19 protein-coding genes are annotated in these 17583 nt (G+C 72.1%); 11 read left to right on the forward strand and 8 right to left on the reverse strand.

Translation table 11 applies throughout. The features are described 5' to 3' along the window. Positions 1-123: 123 nt before the first annotated feature. Together ABT053_RS37305 and ABT053_RS37310 are read right to left on the reverse strand one after the other, a co-directional pair. On the reverse strand, positions 124-2238 hold the full coding sequence (locus ABT053_RS37305) for a TerD family protein (RefSeq protein ID WP_350975773.1): 2115 nt from the start codon (positions 2236-2238) through the stop codon (positions 124-126). Between the two features lie 289 nt (positions 2239-2527). Continuing rightward, positions 2528-2917 (reverse strand): winged helix-turn-helix transcriptional regulator, encoded by a 390-nt coding sequence (locus ABT053_RS37310; RefSeq protein WP_350975775.1) that lies wholly within the window; start codon positions 2915-2917, stop codon positions 2528-2530. Positions 2918-3018: 101 nt separating this feature from the next. Between ABT053_RS37310 and ABT053_RS37315 the strand changes: the two genes are divergently transcribed. Together ABT053_RS37315 and ABT053_RS37320 are read left to right on the forward strand one after the other, a co-directional pair. Beyond that, positions 3019-3147, forward strand: a complete 129-nt coding sequence (locus ABT053_RS37315) for a hypothetical protein (protein ID WP_350975777.1) — start codon at positions 3019-3021, stop codon at positions 3145-3147. Further along, positions 3147-3578: a nitroreductase family deazaflavin-dependent oxidoreductase gene (locus ABT053_RS37320; RefSeq protein ID WP_350975779.1), complete on the forward strand. Its 432-nt coding sequence runs from the start codon at positions 3147-3149 to the stop codon at positions 3576-3578. The genes ABT053_RS37315 and ABT053_RS37320 overlap by 1 nt, the downstream gene beginning before the upstream one ends. Positions 3579-3740: 162 nt before the next feature. Here ABT053_RS37320 and ABT053_RS37325 read toward each other — a convergent pair whose 3' ends face one another. After that, a complete protein-coding gene (locus ABT053_RS37325; RefSeq protein WP_350975781.1) occupies positions 3741-4664 on the reverse strand; it encodes a LysR family transcriptional regulator in 924 nt (307 codons plus the stop codon). A gap of 203 nt (positions 4665-4867) precedes the next feature. Here ABT053_RS37325 and ABT053_RS37330 point away from each other — a divergent pair, with 203 nt between their 5' ends. After that, the gene (locus tag ABT053_RS37330; RefSeq protein WP_350975782.1) at positions 4868-5752 is read left to right on the forward strand and encodes a class I SAM-dependent methyltransferase; all 885 of its coding nucleotides are present in this window, start codon (positions 4868-4870) and stop codon (positions 5750-5752) included. Between the two features lie 29 nt (positions 5753-5781). On the opposite strand, the gene ABT053_RS37335 is transcribed toward ABT053_RS37330, so the two are convergent. After that, positions 5782-6939, reverse strand: coding sequence for an erythromycin esterase family protein (locus ABT053_RS37335; protein WP_350975783.1), 1158 nt, complete (start codon positions 6937-6939; stop codon positions 5782-5784). Between the two features lie 100 nt (positions 6940-7039). Between ABT053_RS37335 and ABT053_RS37340 the strand changes: the two genes are divergently transcribed. The 4 genes from ABT053_RS37340 (at position 7040) to ABT053_RS37355 (ending at position 9901) form a co-directional block, all read left to right on the forward strand. Beyond that, complete coding sequence (locus tag ABT053_RS37340) at positions 7040-7723, forward strand: TioE family transcriptional regulator (RefSeq protein WP_350975784.1); 684 nt, start codon at positions 7040-7042, stop codon at positions 7721-7723. Between the two features lie 118 nt (positions 7724-7841). Then, positions 7842-8216 carry a VOC family protein gene (locus tag ABT053_RS37345; RefSeq protein ID WP_350975786.1) on the forward strand — a complete coding sequence of 125 codons (375 nt, stop codon included), beginning with the start codon at positions 7842-7844 and terminating at the stop codon, positions 8214-8216. A gap of 261 nt (positions 8217-8477) precedes the next feature. Further along, positions 8478-9017 (forward strand): DUF1062 domain-containing protein, encoded by a 540-nt coding sequence (locus tag ABT053_RS37350; protein ID WP_350975787.1) that lies wholly within the window; start codon positions 8478-8480, stop codon positions 9015-9017. 146 nt (positions 9018-9163) lie between these two features. Continuing rightward, a complete protein-coding gene (locus tag ABT053_RS37355; RefSeq protein ID WP_350975789.1) occupies positions 9164-9901 on the forward strand; it encodes a VOC family protein in 738 nt (245 codons plus the stop codon). Positions 9902-9945: 44 nt separating this feature from the next. Here ABT053_RS37355 and ABT053_RS37360 read toward each other — a convergent pair whose 3' ends face one another. After that, positions 9946-11118 carry a macrolide family glycosyltransferase gene (locus tag ABT053_RS37360; protein ID WP_350975790.1) on the reverse strand — a complete coding sequence of 391 codons (1173 nt, stop codon included), beginning with the start codon at positions 11116-11118 and terminating at the stop codon, positions 9946-9948. Between the two features lie 41 nt (positions 11119-11159). On the opposite strand from ABT053_RS37360, the gene ABT053_RS37365 reads away from it, so the two are divergent. Further along, positions 11160-11759 carry a TetR/AcrR family transcriptional regulator gene (locus tag ABT053_RS37365; protein WP_350975791.1) on the forward strand — a complete coding sequence of 200 codons (600 nt, stop codon included), beginning with the start codon at positions 11160-11162 and terminating at the stop codon, positions 11757-11759. Between the two features lie 162 nt (positions 11760-11921). On the opposite strand, the gene ABT053_RS37370 is transcribed toward ABT053_RS37365, so the two are convergent. Next, the gene (locus tag ABT053_RS37370; RefSeq protein ID WP_350975793.1) at positions 11922-13064 is read right to left on the reverse strand and encodes a PrsW family intramembrane metalloprotease; all 1143 of its coding nucleotides are present in this window, start codon (positions 13062-13064) and stop codon (positions 11922-11924) included. Positions 13065-13194: 130 nt separating this feature from the next. Between ABT053_RS37370 and ABT053_RS37375 the strand changes: the two genes are divergently transcribed. Continuing rightward, positions 13195-13920, forward strand: a complete 726-nt coding sequence (locus ABT053_RS37375) for a helix-turn-helix domain-containing protein (protein ID WP_350975795.1) — start codon at positions 13195-13197, stop codon at positions 13918-13920. Positions 13921-14130: 210 nt separating this feature from the next. Beyond that, a complete protein-coding gene (locus ABT053_RS37380) occupies positions 14131-15000 on the forward strand; it encodes an AraC family transcriptional regulator (protein ID WP_350975796.1) in 870 nt (289 codons plus the stop codon). 42 nt (positions 15001-15042) lie between these two features. On the opposite strand, the gene ABT053_RS37385 is transcribed toward ABT053_RS37380, so the two are convergent. Next, positions 15043-15915: an alpha/beta hydrolase fold domain-containing protein gene (locus ABT053_RS37385; RefSeq protein WP_350975797.1), complete on the reverse strand. Its 873-nt coding sequence runs from the start codon at positions 15913-15915 to the stop codon at positions 15043-15045. Beyond that, complete coding sequence (locus ABT053_RS37390) at positions 15912-16808, reverse strand: NAD-dependent epimerase/dehydratase family protein (protein WP_350975799.1); 897 nt, start codon at positions 16806-16808, stop codon at positions 15912-15914. The genes ABT053_RS37385 and ABT053_RS37390 overlap by 4 nt, the downstream gene beginning before the upstream one ends. Positions 16809-16971: 163 nt before the next feature. Between ABT053_RS37390 and ABT053_RS37395 the strand changes: the two genes are divergently transcribed. After that, entirely contained in the window at positions 16972-17544 is a 573-nt protein-coding gene (locus ABT053_RS37395) for a TetR/AcrR family transcriptional regulator (protein ID WP_350975801.1), read from the forward strand. The last annotated feature ends 39 nt before the right edge of the window (positions 17545-17583 follow it).

The raw sequence follows: 17583 nt of genomic DNA on the forward strand, positions 1-17583 counted from the left end.
CAGGTAGGCGGAAAGCTCGGCGAGTGGCCGTACGGCCGGAGCGCGAGGAAGGCGGGAAGGCTAGAGATTCTTTTAAGGAAAGTGAGAAGGAAGCCCTCCCATGGCCTCGCGAACCCCACGTTATCAGGCGGGGATCAGCTCGTGCAGCGTCCCGGGCGTGTACACCCGCGCGCCCTCCGGCAGATCGGCCGGTGCCCGCAAGCCGATGTAGGTGGTGTGCTCGCCCTGCGAGTCCCTGCGCCGCAGCAGGTCGGCCAGATGGCGGACGCGCAGGTGGTCGCGTTCGACGATCGAGCGCACCAGGAGGGAGGCGGTGACGCGGTTGCCCTCCACCTGGTTGAAGCCGGGGTGCCCCCTCAGATAGAGGTGCAGCCACTTCACCCGCCAGGCACCGTCGTCGCCACGCAGGAAGACCAGCGGCAGGGCGACCCGCCCCGCGCCGCGCAGGTCGGACTTCATCCGCACGGTGCGCGGCTCGAACGGCATGCCCTCCTGCTCGGCGTCCCTGGTCATGTAGCCGAAGAACGCCTCGGCGGCCTTGTCGAACGCCTCACCGGCGTAGATGTTCACCTGCGGGAGGATGATCGACCGCTTCGCCTGCGCGAGGCGGATGTCGATGAACTCGCTCGCGCCCTCGGCGGCGTCGACGAGGTCGCTGGAGTACTGCGCGAAGGCGTTGTGGTAGCTCGTCCACGAGATGTGCTGGGGATTGCCGTAGGAGGCGTCCAGCATCAGGGCCGACAGGTCGTAGTCGGTGCGCCGCTCGGCCTGCCGCCAGTGGACGAAGAACCGCAACAGCTCCCCGTCCACCGCCGACAGCGAGCCGCGCGGCAGCATGCCCAGCCCGGGCGCGACGGCCTTGGCCGACAGAGGCAGGGCGATGTCGAGCGCCTCGGGGTCGACGATCAGCGTGCCGGGGTCGGGAAGCCTGCGGGTGATCTCCTCGTCCAGGATGGCCACCGCCCGCGACACGACGTCCTCCTCGATCGGGGAGCGGGCGTCGTCCGTCGCCCACGCCCTGCCGTGCCGGTTGGCGAAGACCCGCCCGGCCTCGGGGGTGAGCCGGTTCTGCAGGTGCTCGCGCAACGACAGCAGGACCCGGCCCGAGGCGCCCGCCGCCGCCCTCTCGGCGGCCTCCAGCACCGCCGAGGCCGAAGTGCCGGTCCGCAGCAGGTGGTCGAGCCGGCGCAGCAGCGCGCCGGGCGCCTTCTCCAGCAGTTCGACCGCCTCACCGGTGCGGCCGGCCGACAGCGCCACCTCCACCCCGCTGTCGAGGCCGCGCGCCCGGCGTACGCCCCGGGCGACCTCGAAGACGTGCGCGGCGCGCGGGAACTGCGCATACTCGCCGGGGTGGAGCCGCTCGCCGAGCCGCTTCCACCGCTCCCGGTATCGAGAGACGTCGCCGAGCCTGGCCGGGGAGGCGACCTCGTCCAGGGCCCGCAGCAGAGCCCGGCGCTCGGCCCGGGAGAACGAGCGGAATTTCGTGGGGACGGCCAGCGTGACGTCACCGCCCGAGCACCCGCAGGCGAGCCGCAGCACGTCGGTCACCGTGTCCACGAGCAGCGGGCGGCCCGCGGCCAGGCGCGCCTCGTTGACGACGGCGCGGTTCTCACGCATCGGGACGCGTTCGGGCTCCTCGGCGCAGAACGCGGCCAGCGACCGCAGCGCCGTCAGGTCCTCGGCCGGCAGCGGCACCTCCGAGCCCGCCAGCGAGAAATACAGCTCACGCGCCTCCGCCTCCAGGCTCGCGCCCGGCTCCAGCACGGTCACCCGGTCGCCGGCCAGCGGAATCAGCTCGGCGTGCGCGGCCAGCAGGTCGGCGTAGGTGTGCCGGTAGCGGCCGTAGCCGGGCAGCGCGAGCAGGTCGAGCGCCGGTGACTGCCGGACGGAGGCCGCGGCGACCGGGTCGAGCATGGCCTGACGAAGCAGCCCGGCCCAGAACTCCACGGTGTCGGGCACGTTCTTCGGGAAGTCGACGAAGTACACGTTGTGCTGGACATGATCACCAACGAGCTGGCGGACGGCCGCCAGGACCCGCACGCCGAGATCGACCACCGTCTCCCCCGGCAGCCCGGCCAGGCGTTCGAGCAAGGCCGCCGAACACTTGAAGCCGACACTCAGCAGCACGGCGTCGAGCTGGCGGGCGGCCACCTCTCCCCAGCCAGGGACAGAGGCCGCGGGGGCGTCGACGGGGACTCGAAGCCGCCTGGCGATGACGAGGCTTTCCAGAGTGTCCACAGGTGCACCTTATCGACGAGAAGCGGGGCGTTCTGCGGGTTTTCCGCACCTGCGTGATCAAGGAGATCGGGACACCGCGCTGCCCCGCTCTCACCCGATCCGAGAACGACCCGAGTCCTCTGGTCGAGTCGATCCGGACTCGCAGGGACGGGGTCGCGCCGGATGGTCGCCGACGGGCCGGAGCGGGCGGGGGCTGCGCTCGCCGGTGGCTTGACCCGCGTGTGCGTCTGGACGAGCGCGTCCGCCGGTCGCGGCCGGAGGCCACGTGGCGAAGTCGCGGACACGGGGCTCAGCAGGCGCGGCCGACCCCGGAGGCAGGGGTCTCGTAGGCCTCGCGGGCGTCGAGCAGCTCGTCCCAGTGCCTCTCCGCCCAGGCGCACGCGACCGCCATCGGTCCCAGCAGGCTGCGGCCGAGCGGGGTCAGCTCGTACTCGACCCGCCGCACGGCCTCGTCGTGGACGGTACGCGAGACGAGGCCGTCCCGCTCGAGCCCCCGGAGCGACTGCGTGAGCACCTTCGCGGTGATGCCGCGCAGGGGGATCCGCAGTTCGGAGAACCGCCGCGGGCCGTGCTCAAGACAGCGGACGATCATCCCCGCCCACTTGTCGCCGAACCGGATCGGTGAGAGCGCGGACGGGCAGAGCTCGTCGAACATGTCGGGGGCCAGCGGTTCGTCCATGGCGTCACGATATCCGGTATCCCCTCGGTAACCACCGCCCCAGATAGCGTCCGGGCCACAGGCTGGAGCCCAAGCCCAGCCCTGGTGAGAAGGGTGATCCGATGAGCGATGTCAGGATCTTCGGGGCTGGTGGCCTGGCCGGGCGCGCGGACGCGGCAGGCCGCATCCCCTACGCCGACTTCGGCGCCTCAGGGCGCCACCGCACGCGTCTCGGCGTCGAAGAGGGGTGATGGACGGCCGAGCCGGTGAAGACGTCCATGACAGCCCGAATCCCTGGGTCGCCCGGCACATCCGTGGTTTCCTCGAAACCGGCGGCCAGGCGCGTCCGGGCATGAACGACCTGCTGCTGACGACCCGCGGCCGGAAGTCGGGCAAGTTGCGCCGCACGGCACTCGTCTACGGGCGGGACGGTGATCGCCTCGTGCTGGCCGCGTCCAACGGCGGTGCGCCGAAGCACCCGGCCTGGTACCTCAACCTGCTGGACGACCCCGAGGTCACGGTGCAGGTCGGCACGGAGAGGTTCGCCGCGCGGGCCCGTGTCGCCACGGCGGAGGAGAAGCCGCCGCTCTGGCTGCTGATGGTCTCGATCATGCCTTCCTACGCGGACTACCAGCGGCAGACCGGCAGGGACATCCCAGTGGTGATCGTGGAGCGGGCGTAGCGACCGCCCGCGCCGGTCACGCGGGCCACCACCGCGATCCCGCCCTGCCCCCGGCGAGCTGCGGCCCCGCTCATCCAAGCCTGTCCGGCATCCAGGCCTGTCCGGACGCCCACGCACACGGGTCGAGCGGTGGCGCGAGGCCGCCTGCCGCGCTCCCCCAGCTCAGCTGGCCGGGCCGGAGTACGTCAGGGCCAGCTCGTCGGCCAGGCCCGCCGCGACCTCCACGGCGATCTCGATCGCCCGCGCCGCCAGGGGCGAGTGCGTACGGCCGGCCCGCCAGTGCAGGCAGATCTCGCGCGGGGGGACGGCCGGTCGCAGCTCGTGGACGCGGAGCCGGTCGTCGGACCTCGCGTCGGCGGCGTGGACGGCGAGCCACGGCAGCACCGCCGATCCCATCCCGGCCCGCACCATCGACAGCAGCGTCTCGTTGCCCGCCGTACGGAAGACGATCTTCGGGTTCGCGCCGGCGCGGGCGAACGCCTCCTCCATCCGGGGCTGGTCGCAGGTCGACGGCCAGGCCACCAGCGGCGCGCCGTCGAGCCGGTCCAGCGGGACGGAACGCCCGGAGAAGGTGCCGCGCCTGGCCACCAGCAGGTACGGATCGTCGAGCAGCTTGACATGCTCGACGTCGCCGTCCAGGGGGCCGTCGTAGAACAGCAGGTCGAGATCGCCGATCCGCGGCGCCTCCGGCTCCTCCTCCGACAGCCGGATGTCGCAGCCGGGGTGCTCGTCGCGCAGCCGGCGCACGACGACCGGCAGGATCACCGTGGACACGCTCTGGAAGGTGCCGATGTCGATCCGGCCGTCGCCGGCCCGGAACCGGTCCACGGCCTCGGCCAGGGCCGCCGCCTTCGCCAGCAGCTCGCGTCCGTGTTCGAGGACGACGGCGCCGAGCGGTGTGATCCGTACCGCCCTGGGCCCGCCCGGCCGGTCGAAGACCGGGCCGCCGACGGACCTCTCCAGCGCGGCGATCTGCTGGCTCACGGTCGACTGGGTGTAGCCGAGGCGGGCCGCCGCCCGGCCGAACGAGCCCTCCTCGACGACGGCGGCCATCGCGGCCAGGTGCCTCAGTTCGAGATCGCTCACGGGTCCCAGCGTACCTTCAGTCATCGCTCTCGGCGATCATGTTGATCTGGAACAATCGCTTTTCACGATGATCCTCAGCCCCTAGCGTGGCCGGTATGACGGCGACCAGCGATGCGCCGGTGAAAACCCGGAGGCCGAACTGCGGGCAAGACGTGCCTGCTCCCGGCCTTCCGGGTGACGACGAGCCGAAAGGACCGGCCGACATGTCGAAGCGGTATCGAGAGGATCCGGTGACGGTGACGTCCGACCAGAGAGACACCGGGACGTGGCCGGACTCCGGACCGGACGCGGGCGAGCACGGGACCGGGCGGACCGGCCTGTTCGACTACGACGCGGAGTTGCGCCCGCACAACGAGCTCTTCCGCGCCGCCGCCCGCGTCGGCCCGCGCGACCGGGTGCTCGACATCGGCTGCGGCACCGGGCAGACCACGCGCGAAGCCGCCTGCGCCGCCGTCAACGGAAGCGTGGTGGGCGTCGACCTCTCCGCGCCGATGCTCGAACAGGCCCGCAGGCTCGGTGAGGACCAGGGCCTGCCCAACATCACCTACCTGCGGGCGGACGCCCAGGTCCACCGCTTCCCCTCCGCGAGTTTCGACCTCTGCATCAGCAGGTTCGGAACGATGTTCTTCGCCGACCCGGTCGCCGCGTTCACCAACATCGGGCGCGCCCTGCGCCCCGGAGCGCGCCTCGTGCTGCTGGTCTGGCAGGGGCGCGACCTCAACGAATGGGCCTCCGCGATCCGCCGGAGCCTCACCCCCGCGACGGCCGCGCCCGCCCCGCCCACCGCCGGCCCGGACCCGTTCTCCCTCGCCGACCCGGCCGTCACGCGAGACGTCCTGACGGCGGCGGGCTTCACGCACGTCGACTTCACCGACGTGCACGAGCCCGTCTTCTACGGCCCGGACACCGCCTCCGCCTTCGACAACGTGCTCCGCCTGCAGGGGTACGGGGACCTGCTCGACGGCCTCGGCACCACGGCGGCCGAGCGGGCACGCGCGCGGCTGCGCGCCACCCTCGCCGCCCGCGACACCGGCGGCGGCGTGTACTTCGACTCGCGTGCCTGGATCGTCACGGCCCGCCGCCGCTGACCCCACCCGATCCGGCACGTACGCGCCCGTCAGCCCAGCCTGACGGCCTGTTTGAGGAAGACGAGACCGTCGATCGTGCCGAGCCGGGCCGGGTCCAGCGGGAAGTAGGCGAAATCCCGGGAGACGCGCGGGGCGGGCTCCGTGACCGCCTCGGCCAGGCGGCGGGCGTCGACGAGCGAGTGCTCCCACGGAAGCGTGGACAGGATTCCCTCGATGGTGTCCGGGGGCGGGACGTCCTCGCCGGTCGTGCCAAGGACCGAGGCCAGGAAGGCGTACCGGTCGCCCAGGTAGGCCTCGGCGACCGCCCCCGCGCCCCACCACTCCAACCGCTGCTCACCGAACGGCATGAGGCTCTTGCCCCGCTGCAGGTGGAGGTTGTGGGCGAAGACCAGGGCCGGGCCGCGCTCGGCGACGGCACGCAGGTTGGCGGCCATCATCGCGTCCCGCAGGGCCGACAGCCGGGCCCACCGCACCGGGGAGTCGTCGGCCATCCAGTGGTGGTAGCGGAGCAGGCCGGTGGCGGTGCGCGCGTACAGTGCCGCCCGCTCCCTGTCCTGCGCGCTCAGCCGGGGCACCTGCGTCTCGAGCAGCGCCACCAGGTCGTCGGCGATCAGCCGCAGCCGCTGGGCGTCGGCGGAGCGGCCGATCGACTGTGCCGGATCCATGGCCGCGGCCTCGTTCGCCCATCGCTCGTCCGGGCCCAGCAGCGCGTCGAGGGTCTCCCCGGTGCAGGGCAGCGGGCCGTCGAGGAGGGCGTGCAGGGCGGTGAGCGCCTGGCGCGGGCTCGCCGCCCAGTACTCCAGCGGGCCGTCGAACCCGAAGAACCGCAGCCTTTCCTCGTGCTCCTCGTTGTAGGCCCGCATCCAGCGCACGAGCTCGCGGTTGGCCGGGAGCGCGCCGAAGCCGTGGCTGAAGCCGCGTTCCATGACCTCGTCGAGCGTGCCCGCGCCCGTCGTGACGTACTCGTCGACCACGAGGCCCATGAGACAGTCGCTCTCGATGGCGAACGACCGGTAGCCCTCCCGCTCGACCAGATGCCGGAAGATCTCGTTGCGCACCTCGCCCAGCTCCCCCACGAAGTGCCTGGCCTCGCCCAAGCCGAGCAGCAGCGGCTCGGCGGGAAGCGACCGCAGGAACGCCGAGACGCCCGCGCCGTCGAGCGGCCGGGCCGTGTCCTTGATATCCATGCCTTCAACGGTATCGTTGAACATTCGGTGTAAACTTTTCCCGCGAATCCCCAGCAACCCCCGCTTCCGTCGCGACGAACCTTCAAACGGTGGTGCATCCATGAGGCCAGTGGACCTGGCGCGCGAGCACGGCCTGTCCACCCAGGCGGTCAGAAACTACGAGGACGCCGGCATCCTGCCCGCCGCCGCGCGCACCGTCCACGGCTACCGCGCCTACACGCCGCTGCACGCGCGAGCCCTGGGCGCGTTCCTCGCCCTCGTCCCCGGGCACGGTCACCGCACGGCCACCGCGATCATGCAGGCGGTCAACCGGGGCGCCGTCGAGGAGGCGCTGCTGCTCGTCGACGAGAGCCACGGCCAGCTCCTCGACGACCGCCGCACCCTCCAGGCCGTCGAGGCCGCGCTCCGCGATCTGGCGCCCGTGCCGCAGGAGCGCGGCGACACCTTCATCGGCCCGCTGGCCAGGAGGCTCGGCGTCCGCCCCGCCACCCTGCGCAAATGGGAGAACGCCGGGCTGGTCCGGCCGCACCGCGACCCGCGGACGGGCTACCGGGTCTACAGCGCGGCCGACGTACGGGACGTCCGGCTGGCCCACCAGCTCAGGCGGGGCGGCTACCCGCTGGAGCGGATCGCCCCGCTGATCGCCCAGGTCCGCTCCGCCGGAGGCGTCGCCCCGCTGGAGGCGACCCTGCGCGACTGGCACACCCGCCTGTCCGCCCGGGGCCGCGCCATGCTCGGGGGCGCCGCGGACCTGGACGCCTACCTCCGCGCCCGCGAGCCCTGAGGCCGGGCCGTCCGCGCCGCGACGTGGTTTCACCGAAGGACCGGGGTCCCGCCACGCCGCGGACCTGCGCCGTTTAAGCGATGGCCGCGCACGGTCGACGCCCGGTAGGGTGCCGATCATGGCTTGTCGCATCTCCGAACTGGTGATCCCCTGCCGGGACCCGCAACGGCTGGCGGCGTTCTGGTGCGAGGCGCTGGACTTCGTCGTGCTCGACACCGGCGACGACGGCGCGGTGGAGATCGGGCCACCGGAGGGGTTCGGCGGCCCGCAGCCGACGCTGATCCTCAGCCCCACCACCGAGCCCAAGGCGGGCAAGCTGCGGCTGCACTTCGACGTCAACGCCACCGACCGCGACCAGGACGCCGAGCTCGAACGCCTCCTGAGGCTCGGGGCGCGCCCGGCCGACGTCGGCCAGACCGGCGAGGAGTCCTGGCACTGCCTGGCCGATCCCGAAGGCAACGAGTTCTGTCTCCTGCGAGCCCGCCTGAGCTGATCGGCCTGATCGGCCCGCACCGGCACACGACCCCCATGTGAGGACCTCGCGCGCATGACGCCGCCCGCTCTTCAGACCTGACACCTTCTCCGCGCACCGGTCGCCGACGTCGCCGTCGGCTCTGTTCTTCGCGCTCTTCGCGCTCTTCGCGCTCTTCGCGCTCTTCGCGCTCTTCGCGCTCTTCGCGCTCTTCGCGCTCTTCGCGCTCTTCGCGCTCTTCGTCAGGTCTTCAGAGAGATCATGTCTTCACATCCTCATATCGTGCTGCCCTGGGCGGTGCGACGCACCCGCCTGCCCCTGCTCGCCCTCCGTTGCGTGGCCTGCCCCTCGGGCCGCGCCACCGTCGGCGACGGCGCCTTCCGCGTCAACGCCAACGGCAAACTCCTCGACGTCTGGCTCCTGGTCAACTGCGTTTCCTGTGACCGGACCCGCAAGCTCACCGTCCACGACCGCGTCCCGGTCCGCTCGCTGCCCGCCGGCCTCCTGGCCGGTTACTCGGCGAACTCGCGCTCCCTGGTCGCGGACACCCTCCTGGACCCGTCGACCGCCCGGCGCAACCGGTTCGCGCTCGACTGGGACGGGCGCTGGGAACTGCACGCGCCTCCCGTTCCCGAGGATCCGTGGCCCCTGCGGATCACGGTCACCTTCGACGATCCCGTACCGGTGCGTCCCGACTGGCTCATCGCCCACGGCCTGGGCCTCAGCCGCAACGAGGTCGCCCGCAGAGTCAAGATCGATATCCCGCCGAACCGCAGGACGAGACTGGATTTCTCATTCGTCCTGATGCCGCCGGGTCAGTAGGTCCGATGCTCTCCGCCGGGGCAGGACGCGGTACGGCCCGTGTCCCGCCCCGGCCGGACCGGCGCGGCGGAGAGCCGGGCGGGGGCCGGGCGAGCCGGAGATAGGTGGTTCATCCTGGTTCGTCCGGTGGGCATAGGGTTGGCGGCATGGCGCTGCGACTCGTTCAGGTGAACTTCAAGGCTCGGGACGACTCGGCGCTCGGCCGGTTCTGGGCGGAGGCGCTCGGCTGGGGCGTCTCCAGCGAGGGACCCGGGGTGACCAACGTCGAACCCGTGGGTTTCACCTGGCCGGACCCCGCCGCCGTCTGCGTCGACGTCGTCACCGTCCCGGACCCCGAGACGGTGAGGTACCGCGTGCACCTCGATCTCGCCACCACCTCCGCGGCCCACCAGGCGGAGTTGGTCGCGCGCCTGAAGGGTCTCGGCGCGACGCCCGCCGACGTGGGCCAGGGCGACGTGCCGTGGACGGTCATGGCCGACCCGGAGGGCAACGTGTTCTGCGTGCTGGAGCCCCGGGAGGTCCACCGGGACACCGGGCCGATCGCCGCGGTGATCGTCGACTGCGCCGACCCGCGGGCCATGGCCCGGTTCTGGGGCGAGGCGATCGACTGGACCCTCCACGAGGTGACCGACGATCACGCGCTGCTGCGTTCCGCCAAGGGCGTCGGGCCCTACCTGGAGTTCCTGCGCACGCCCGACGGGGAGAACGTGCGGACCCGCGTCCATCTCGACCTGCTGCCGTACCCCGGTGACGACAAGGCGGCGGAGGTGGCCCGGCTGGAGGCCCTCGGCGCGACGCTCACCGACGTGGGCCAAGGTGACGTGCCGTGGACGGTCATGACCGACCCGGCGGGTAACGAGTTCTGCGTCATCGCCCCGTCCTGAGGCCGGAGTCGCCGCCCCCGCGGGGGCGGGCCGCGGGGGCAGCGTCACTGGCGATCGAGGATCCTCTCGACCGCGTCCGCCGCCGCCGGAGCCCCGCCCGCGGCGGTCATCTCCCGCCGCATCCACGCCAGCCGCTCGCGGACGCGCTCGTCACGGGCCACCTCCTCGACGGCCCGCCACAGCGCGCCGGGGGCGACCTCGCCCGGCGGCAGCACCGTGCCCAGGCCCAGCTCGGCGACGCGGTCGGCGTTGGCCCGCTGCTCGGCCATCTGCGGCACCGCCACCATCGGCACCTCGAAGTGCAGGCTCTCCATCGTGCTGCCCATCCCGGCGTGCGTGACGAACGCCCGCGCGTGCCGCAGCACGGCCAGCTGCGGCGCGTGCCGGTGCACCTCCACGTTGGGCGGCACCGGCCCCAGCGTCTTGGGGTCCATCTCCCCCACCGCGAGCACGACCTGCCAGGGCCGGTCCGCCGCCGCGCGCAGCACGGTGCGGTAGAAGTCGGGCCGGTCGTTGTAGCCGGTGCCCAGCGAGACCAGCGCCACCGGGAGATTACCGGAGGGCCGCCAGTCACCCTGGTAGGCGCGCTCGGAGATGCCGGGGCCGACGAAGGCGTACCCGTCGGTGAAGGTCTCGCCCGCGTACTGGAAGGCGCGCGGCAGCGTCACCAGCCTGAGCGCGGCCCCGTCGCCCCGCGTGAACGCCTGCACGTCACCGAACCCCTCCGTCTTCAGGAAGCGGCCCAGCCGGACGGCCATGAGCAGGAAGCGCGGGCTCAGCGGGTTGAACGTCGTGTACTCGGTGGCCATCGACCAGTGCGCGTTGCTGACCAGGTTGGGCCAGGTCTCCACCGCGGGCACCCGCCACCGCCCGGCCAGGATCCGGCCCCACCAGCACATCGGCCCGTCGTGGATCACCAGGTCGGGCCGCGGGCCCCCGCCCAGCTGCGCGAGCATCCCCCTCGTCTCGTCGAGCAGCAAGCCCATGGCGCGGACGAGCTCCTTGCCGTGCATCTGCGGCGCCCTGATGTCGTCGCGGCCGTCCCAGGCGGAGGTGACCGGGACGACCTCGGCGCCGGTCTCGGCGACGCGCTCGGCGTAGGCCGCGGTGGTGGCGTAGGTGACCGTGTGGCCGCGCCGTACGAGCTCGGCGGCGAGGGCCAGCGTGGGGTTGACGTGTCCGGCGGCGGCGGGGGCGAAGAACGCGACGGTTGCCATACCGCTGTATTATAATACGCACGTATGGAAAAGGGGAGGGCATGCCGAAGAAGGTCGACCACGACGAACGGCACCGGCACATCGCCGAGGCCGTGCTGCGCATCGCGGGCCGCCACGGGCTGGATCGCGCCACGCTGCGCGACATCGCCGTCGAGGCGGGCATCTCGCTCGGAGCCGTGCAGCACTACTTCCCCAGCAAGGACGAGCTGCTCCGGCACGTGATCGACTACCTGAGCGAGCAGGTCACCGCGCGGATCATGGCCGGGCTCGGCGACCTCGGCGACGCCTTCTCCGAGCGGTCCTTCCTGCGGCTGATGGCCGCCGAGATGCTGCCGCTGGACGCCCGCCGCCGGGCCGAACGCCGCGTCGTCCAGGCCTTCGGCGTCCGCGCCGCGGACGCCCCCCACCTGGCCGATCCCCTGCGGGAGGGATACCACTGGCTGCACGACAAGGTCGCCGAACTGATCGGCCAGGCCCAGCGCTCCGGCGAGCTGCGGCCCGACCTGGACGCCGAGCACGAGTCGATCGCGCTGCTCGCCATGATCGAGGGGCTCGCCTTCGACATCCTGCTCGGCGTACGCGATCCCGACCAGGCCATGAGGAGCGTGCACTACCACCTGGACCGGCTGGGGACCCGGTAGGCCCTCGGGGGTTTCTCGCTCGGCGGCGAGGCCGGACTCCCGCCACCGGAAAGCGCCACCGGAAAGGAGGCGGAGCCGTTCACCGGGCGGGCCGCTCACCAGGCAGGGCCGTTCACCGGGTGGGGCGCTCACCGGGTGGATCCGTTCACCAGGCAGGGCCGTTCACCGGGCGGACCCCGCGAGCGCGTCGAGCATGGCCGCCCTGGCGGCGGCCGTCGCCCGCGCCTGCTCGTCGAGCCCGTCCCGGTCACCGGCGGTCCGCGCGCGTGTCGTCCGGATGGCGAGCGCGCTCGCCTCGGCCTGGTAGCGGCCGGTGGCGCGAGCGGCGGCCCGGCCTGAGCGGCGACGCGCCTCCCGCCGCCGGCGACGGCGTTCCCCGAGGTCCGCGAGTGCCGCCACCTCCTCGGGGGCGATGTGCCCATCGCGCGCGAGAGCCGGCAGGGCCGCGGCGATCATCTTCCCCTCGCGGTTGCGCAGTACGAGCGCCACGACCAGCATCACCAGGAACACCGGCACCATCACGGCTCCGTAGAGCTTGTAGATCAGGAGCGGATCGCTTCCGGCGAGCCCCGCCCAGTCCCACACCCCGTGCAGCGTGATCGCGACGAGCAGGCCCGCGAGAGTGAACCCCGCGCGAGCGGCCCCGCCGCGCCTGCCCGCGGCGGCGGCGACGCCGAGCCCGGACACGGCGACCATGAGCGGGTGGAAGAACGGCACCATCACCACGCGCAGGAAGAGGCCGGCGCCGAGCAGGGCGACCGCGTTCACGTCGGACGTGTCCGAGGCGGCGAAGGTGGTGACGGCACGGCCGAGGTAGAGGATGTTCTCCGTGAAGGAGAATCCGGCGCCGGCGAGCCCCGCGTAGACGATGCCGTCGAGCAAGCCGGTGATCCGCCCGCGACGGTAGATCAGCAGCCACACCAGGAACAGGCCCTTGAAGACCTCCTCGGTGACGGGGGTGATCACGAGCGGGCGGAACCACGCGCCGAAGCCGGTGCCCACGGCGGTGTCGACGAGCGCCTGGAGCCCCGCCTGCGACCAGATCGAGCAGAAGGCCGCGAACGACGCGCCCCACGCGAACGCCGAGGCGAGACGGCGCGGACGCTCGCGCTCCCAGCGGTCCAGCCACAGGAACGCCCCCGCGACCAGGAGGGTGACGGGTACGGACAGCAGGAGGCCGGCGGCCACCCCGTCCACCCCGATCTGGCCGGCCACCCACGCCACGGACGCCAGCCACGCGGCACCCGCCGTCACCGGCCAGAGAGCCCGCCCCCGGCCCCGCCCGGGCCTTGAAGTCGTTTCCATCCCAGTTCCCTGTTCCCTGCTTCTCGTCCCGGCGCCGCCGTACGCGGCCGCCTTCCAGGAGGTCAGGAGACACCGTGCCGTTACGGCATACTCAAATCGGACGGTCGCGAGCCGCGGAAAGGGGGGCCGGATGGGCTGGAGCACGCGGGATATCGCGCGACTCGCCGGGACGACCCTGCGAACCGTGCGGCACTATCACGAGATCGGCCTGCTGGACGAGCCGGAACGGCTGTCGAACGGCTACAAGGTCTACCGCACCGAGCATCTGGTGCGGCTCCTGCAGATCCGCCGCCTCACCGGGCTCGGCTTCACCCTCGCGACGATCACGGCGATGGACGACGAGTCGGAGCATCTCGAAGCCGCCCTGCACGCGGTGGACGCCGAACTCGCCGCCACGATCACCCGGCTGGAGGAGGCGAGGCAGGAGATCGCCAAGCTGCGGCGCCACCCCGTGCCGACCGATCTCCCCTTCGACATGTCGGTCCCGGCGACCGACGCCCGGCTCTCCCCCGCCGACCGGTCGCTGTTCGCCGTGATCTCCCACGTGATCGACGACGGCGGCTCACAGCACTGGCAGGCCCTCCTGCGGGACTACGAGCCGGACGAGGCGACCGACGAGTTCGACACGCTCCCGCCCGACGCCGACGAGGAGACCCGCGAACGGCTCGCGCGGCGCATCGCCCCGCGGACGCGCGCGCTGGTCGAGAAGCACCCGGCGCCGCCACCGATCGTCGAGCAGGCGACATCCGGCCAGAAGGCGGGGGCCGCCACCGTCGTCGAAGCGCTGCTCGATCTCTACAACCCGGCGCAGCTCGACGTGCTCGTACGCATCTGGAGATCGGCGGGTTTGATCTGAGCCCACCCGCTCCTCGCCCCGGGCACCGAACGCGCGACGGGCGTCCGAGGCCGTGGCCGGAGGGGGCGGCATGGGGGCGCGTCCGTCCGGGCGCTCTCCGCGTCCGTCCGGGCGTCCCCCGCGTCCGTCCGGCCGCCTGATCGGATCGGATCGCGGCGGTCGGGTACGGCCGGGGTTCTTCCGGCAAAGTTGACTTCGAAAGGGGGCCCCGTGATCTCGGCGCTCAACCGGCTCGTCGTCCTCGTGGAGGAGCACCTCGCCGAGGGGTTCGACATCCACGGCCTGGCCAGGGAACTCGGCACGACCGAGTACCACCTGCGCCGGATGTTCTCGTCGCTGGCCGGCATGCCGTTGTCGGAGTACGTGCGCCGCCGCCGCATGACCGTCGCCGCCGCCGACGTCGTCCGGGGTGAGGACGATCTGCTGAGCGTCGCCGTCCGGTACGGGTACGGCTCGACCGAGGCGTTCGGACGCGCGTTCCGCGCGGTCCACGGCTCCGGCCCCGGTGACGTGCGCCGCGACGGAGGCCCCCTGCGCACACAACCACGGCTCAGGTTCCGCCTGACCGTCGAAGGGAGCATCCCCATGGACACCCGCCTCGTCGACCGCCCCACGTTCCGGCTGGTCGGACACGCGGCCCGCGTTCCGCTCGTCCACCAGGGCGTCAACCCGCACATCCAGCGGCACATCACCGCGCTGCCGCAGGAGGAGCACCTGCGGCTGAAGGAGATGAGCGACACCGAACCGGCGGGCCTGCTGCAGGTCTGCGACGACCTCGACCCCGACGGCACGGAGGGGAGCGAGCTGACCTACCTGCACGGGGTCGCCGTCTCCGGGGACACCCCGGCCCCCGGCGACCTCGACGCCATCGAGGTGCCGGCCGGCAAATGGGCGGTCTTCCGCACCGCCGGACCGCATCCGCAGGCCCTGCAGACGGTCTGGGCCGCGACCGCGACCGAGTGGTTCCCCTCCAACCCGTGGCGTCTGCGGCCGGGCCCCTCGATCGTCGCGGTCCTCGAACGCGCGGACGACTTCAGCACCGCGACCTGCGAGCTGTGGCTGCCCGTCGAACCGGCGTGAGGCACCGCCGAGGTCCCGGATACGGATGGCGGGCGGAGCCGGTCAGGCGTTACCGGACGATGACAGGAGGGCGATGACGTCTCCGGCCGCCCGGCGGCCCTCCGGGGTCGGCATGATCGGCCAGTCATGGATCATTCCCTCGCCGATGTGCAGGTGAAGCTCGGTCCCGGCCATGTTCTCGCTCCGGTCCCGGAGCAGGACGGCGTCGGGGAAGAGGACGTCGCGGGTCCCGGCGTACACGTGGACGAGTCCGAGGTGGTCCAGGTGACCGTTCAGAGGACTGACCCGAGGGTCCGAAGGGTCGCCTGGGACTGCCCAGCGGATCGCGAGAACTCGGATGTGCTCGAGATTCAGCAACGGGTCGTGTGGCGCGATGTCGGCGATCTTCGGATTGGTGAAGGTCAGGTCGAGGGCGGGTGAGATGAGAACGGTGACATCCGGGCGCTCACCCTGCGGGGTGAGGGCCTGGAGCACGGACAAAGCGATGTTCGCGCCCGCCGAATCGCCGATCAGAGCGGTCGGTCCCTGTTCCCGGACGTGCTGAAACAGGCCCGGCATGACCGGGAGGACGTCGGCGTGGGTGGCGGCGGGCAGGCGCGGGTAGAGGGGCAGGACGACTTCGCGGCCGGATTCGACGGCGATCCGGGCGGCCAGGCGCCAGTGCTGCCCGGTGATGGGGGCGGCCCAGGCGCCGCCGTGGATGTAGAGGGCGTAGTGCTTCACCGGATCGACGGGCGTCAGCCGATAGACCGGCCAGCCTTCGGCCTCCTCCCGCCGGACCGTGACACCCGGCAGGCGCGGCGGGGACGGGTTGGCCACTTCGGTGAGGAAACGGCTGGGCTCGAACTGGCGCTTCTTCACTCCTGCCACCCGCAGCAGACCGACAACGGCGCGGCTGGCCAGGCTGGGGCTCACGGGTTCACAACCCGGTAGGAGCCGGAGCGCACGTCGTCCAGCAGGGCGGGACCGCTCGTACTCCACCCGAACGTCTCGCGCGCCTTCCGGGAGGATGTGCGCGCCGAGGACCGAAGCAGCGCGGCCATCGGCCCCATGGCGCTCTCGGCCTGTTCGGCGGTGATCGAGGTCGCGGTGGTCCCGGTCAGATCCGCGATCGCCTCGGCGAGTTCGCGGAAGGTGAACCGCTGCGGCCCGGACGCGTTGTAGACGCCCGCCACCGGATGCTCCAGGGCCCTCAGGTACAGGCGGGCGAGATCGTCCGCGTGCACCGTGGTCCACTCGTTGTCGCCGGAGCCGATGTAGGTGGCGGCGCCCGAGCGGGTCGCGGCGCCGATCAGACCGGTCAGCAGCAGGGTGCCGCCTCGGCCGTAGACCAGGCTCGCGCGGATGACGATGCCGTTCAGGCCCGCCGCCTCGCGTACCAGGCGCTCGCCGACGAGCTTGGACGGCAGCAGGCCCGGCTCCGGCAGTTCCGCGTCTTCGTCGCGGGAATGGGCGGGGTCGAGCCCGTAGACCAGGTTCGTGCTGGTGTAGACGAACGGTTTGCCGGTACCCGCCTTTCCCGCCCCGCGGGTCAGCGCCTCCACGGCAGCGGCTTCCGCCGTGACCGCGTCATCGCCGCCGGCGTAGTCGACCGCGGTGTGCACCACGGCGTCGGCTTGTGTCGCGGCCCTTTCCAGGAGCGCGGTGTCGGTCAGGCTGCCGGGCAGAGGACGCGCGCCCGCCTGGGTCGCTTTCGCCGCTGATTCCGGGGACCGGGTCAGCGCCACCACTTCGTGGCCTGCCGCGAGGAAGTGTTCGACGAGCACCGAGCCCAAGTAGCCGGTGCCCCCGGTGATGAGAATCTGCATGTTCTCTCCAGAACCGAACGGACAGTGAAACGGATGACTCATCCGTTTGCCTCACCTTAGCACTAAACGGATGAGTCATCCGCTTTAATGTCCGAGCCGACCCACCCGGAGACTCCGAGCCTGGGCGGGGTAAGTGGAGCCGCTATCCGTTTATGCTGGAGAAGTGACCGCCCCACCGCTCCGTAAGGACGCAGCACGCAACCGTCAGCGAATCATCGAGATCGGACGGAAGCTGGTCGCGGACGGCACCCCGATTCAGCTGAACGAGGTGGCCCGCACGGCCGGCGTTGGCGTCGCCACGGTGTACCGGCACTTCCCAACGCCCCAGGCGTTGATCGAGGCGGTGGCGGTGGACGGACTGGAGGCGCTGATCCAGGCCGCCGAACAGGCCGTGGAGCGGGACGACCCCTGGACGGCCTTTCGCGATTTCCTGGCCATGATCGTGGACGCGCAACTGAGTGACGCCGCCCTGTCCCCCGTACTGTCCGCGCCCACGGCCGCCCTGCCCGGCACAGCGCATCTGCTCGACCGGTTGTCCTCGCTGTTCACCCGACTGTTCGAACGGGCCGGGGCCGCGGGGCAGCTGGCGCCCGGCATCACGCTCGCCGACATGACACCGTTGATCTGCGGAATCGCCTTCTCGGCCAGGATGCACCCAGCCGCCGATCCGCAGGAGCAAGCCGCAGCCGGCCGCCACTATCTCGACGTCGTACTGAACGGACTGCGGGCCCGCTGAGCGCCTCCCACAGGACGGTCTCCAGAGTCTCCAGAGGAG

It is taken from the genome of Streptosporangium sp. NPDC002524 (assembly GCF_040295985.1).
In the GTDB taxonomy this organism is placed as follows: domain Bacteria; phylum Actinomycetota; class Actinomycetes; order Streptosporangiales; family Streptosporangiaceae; genus Streptosporangium.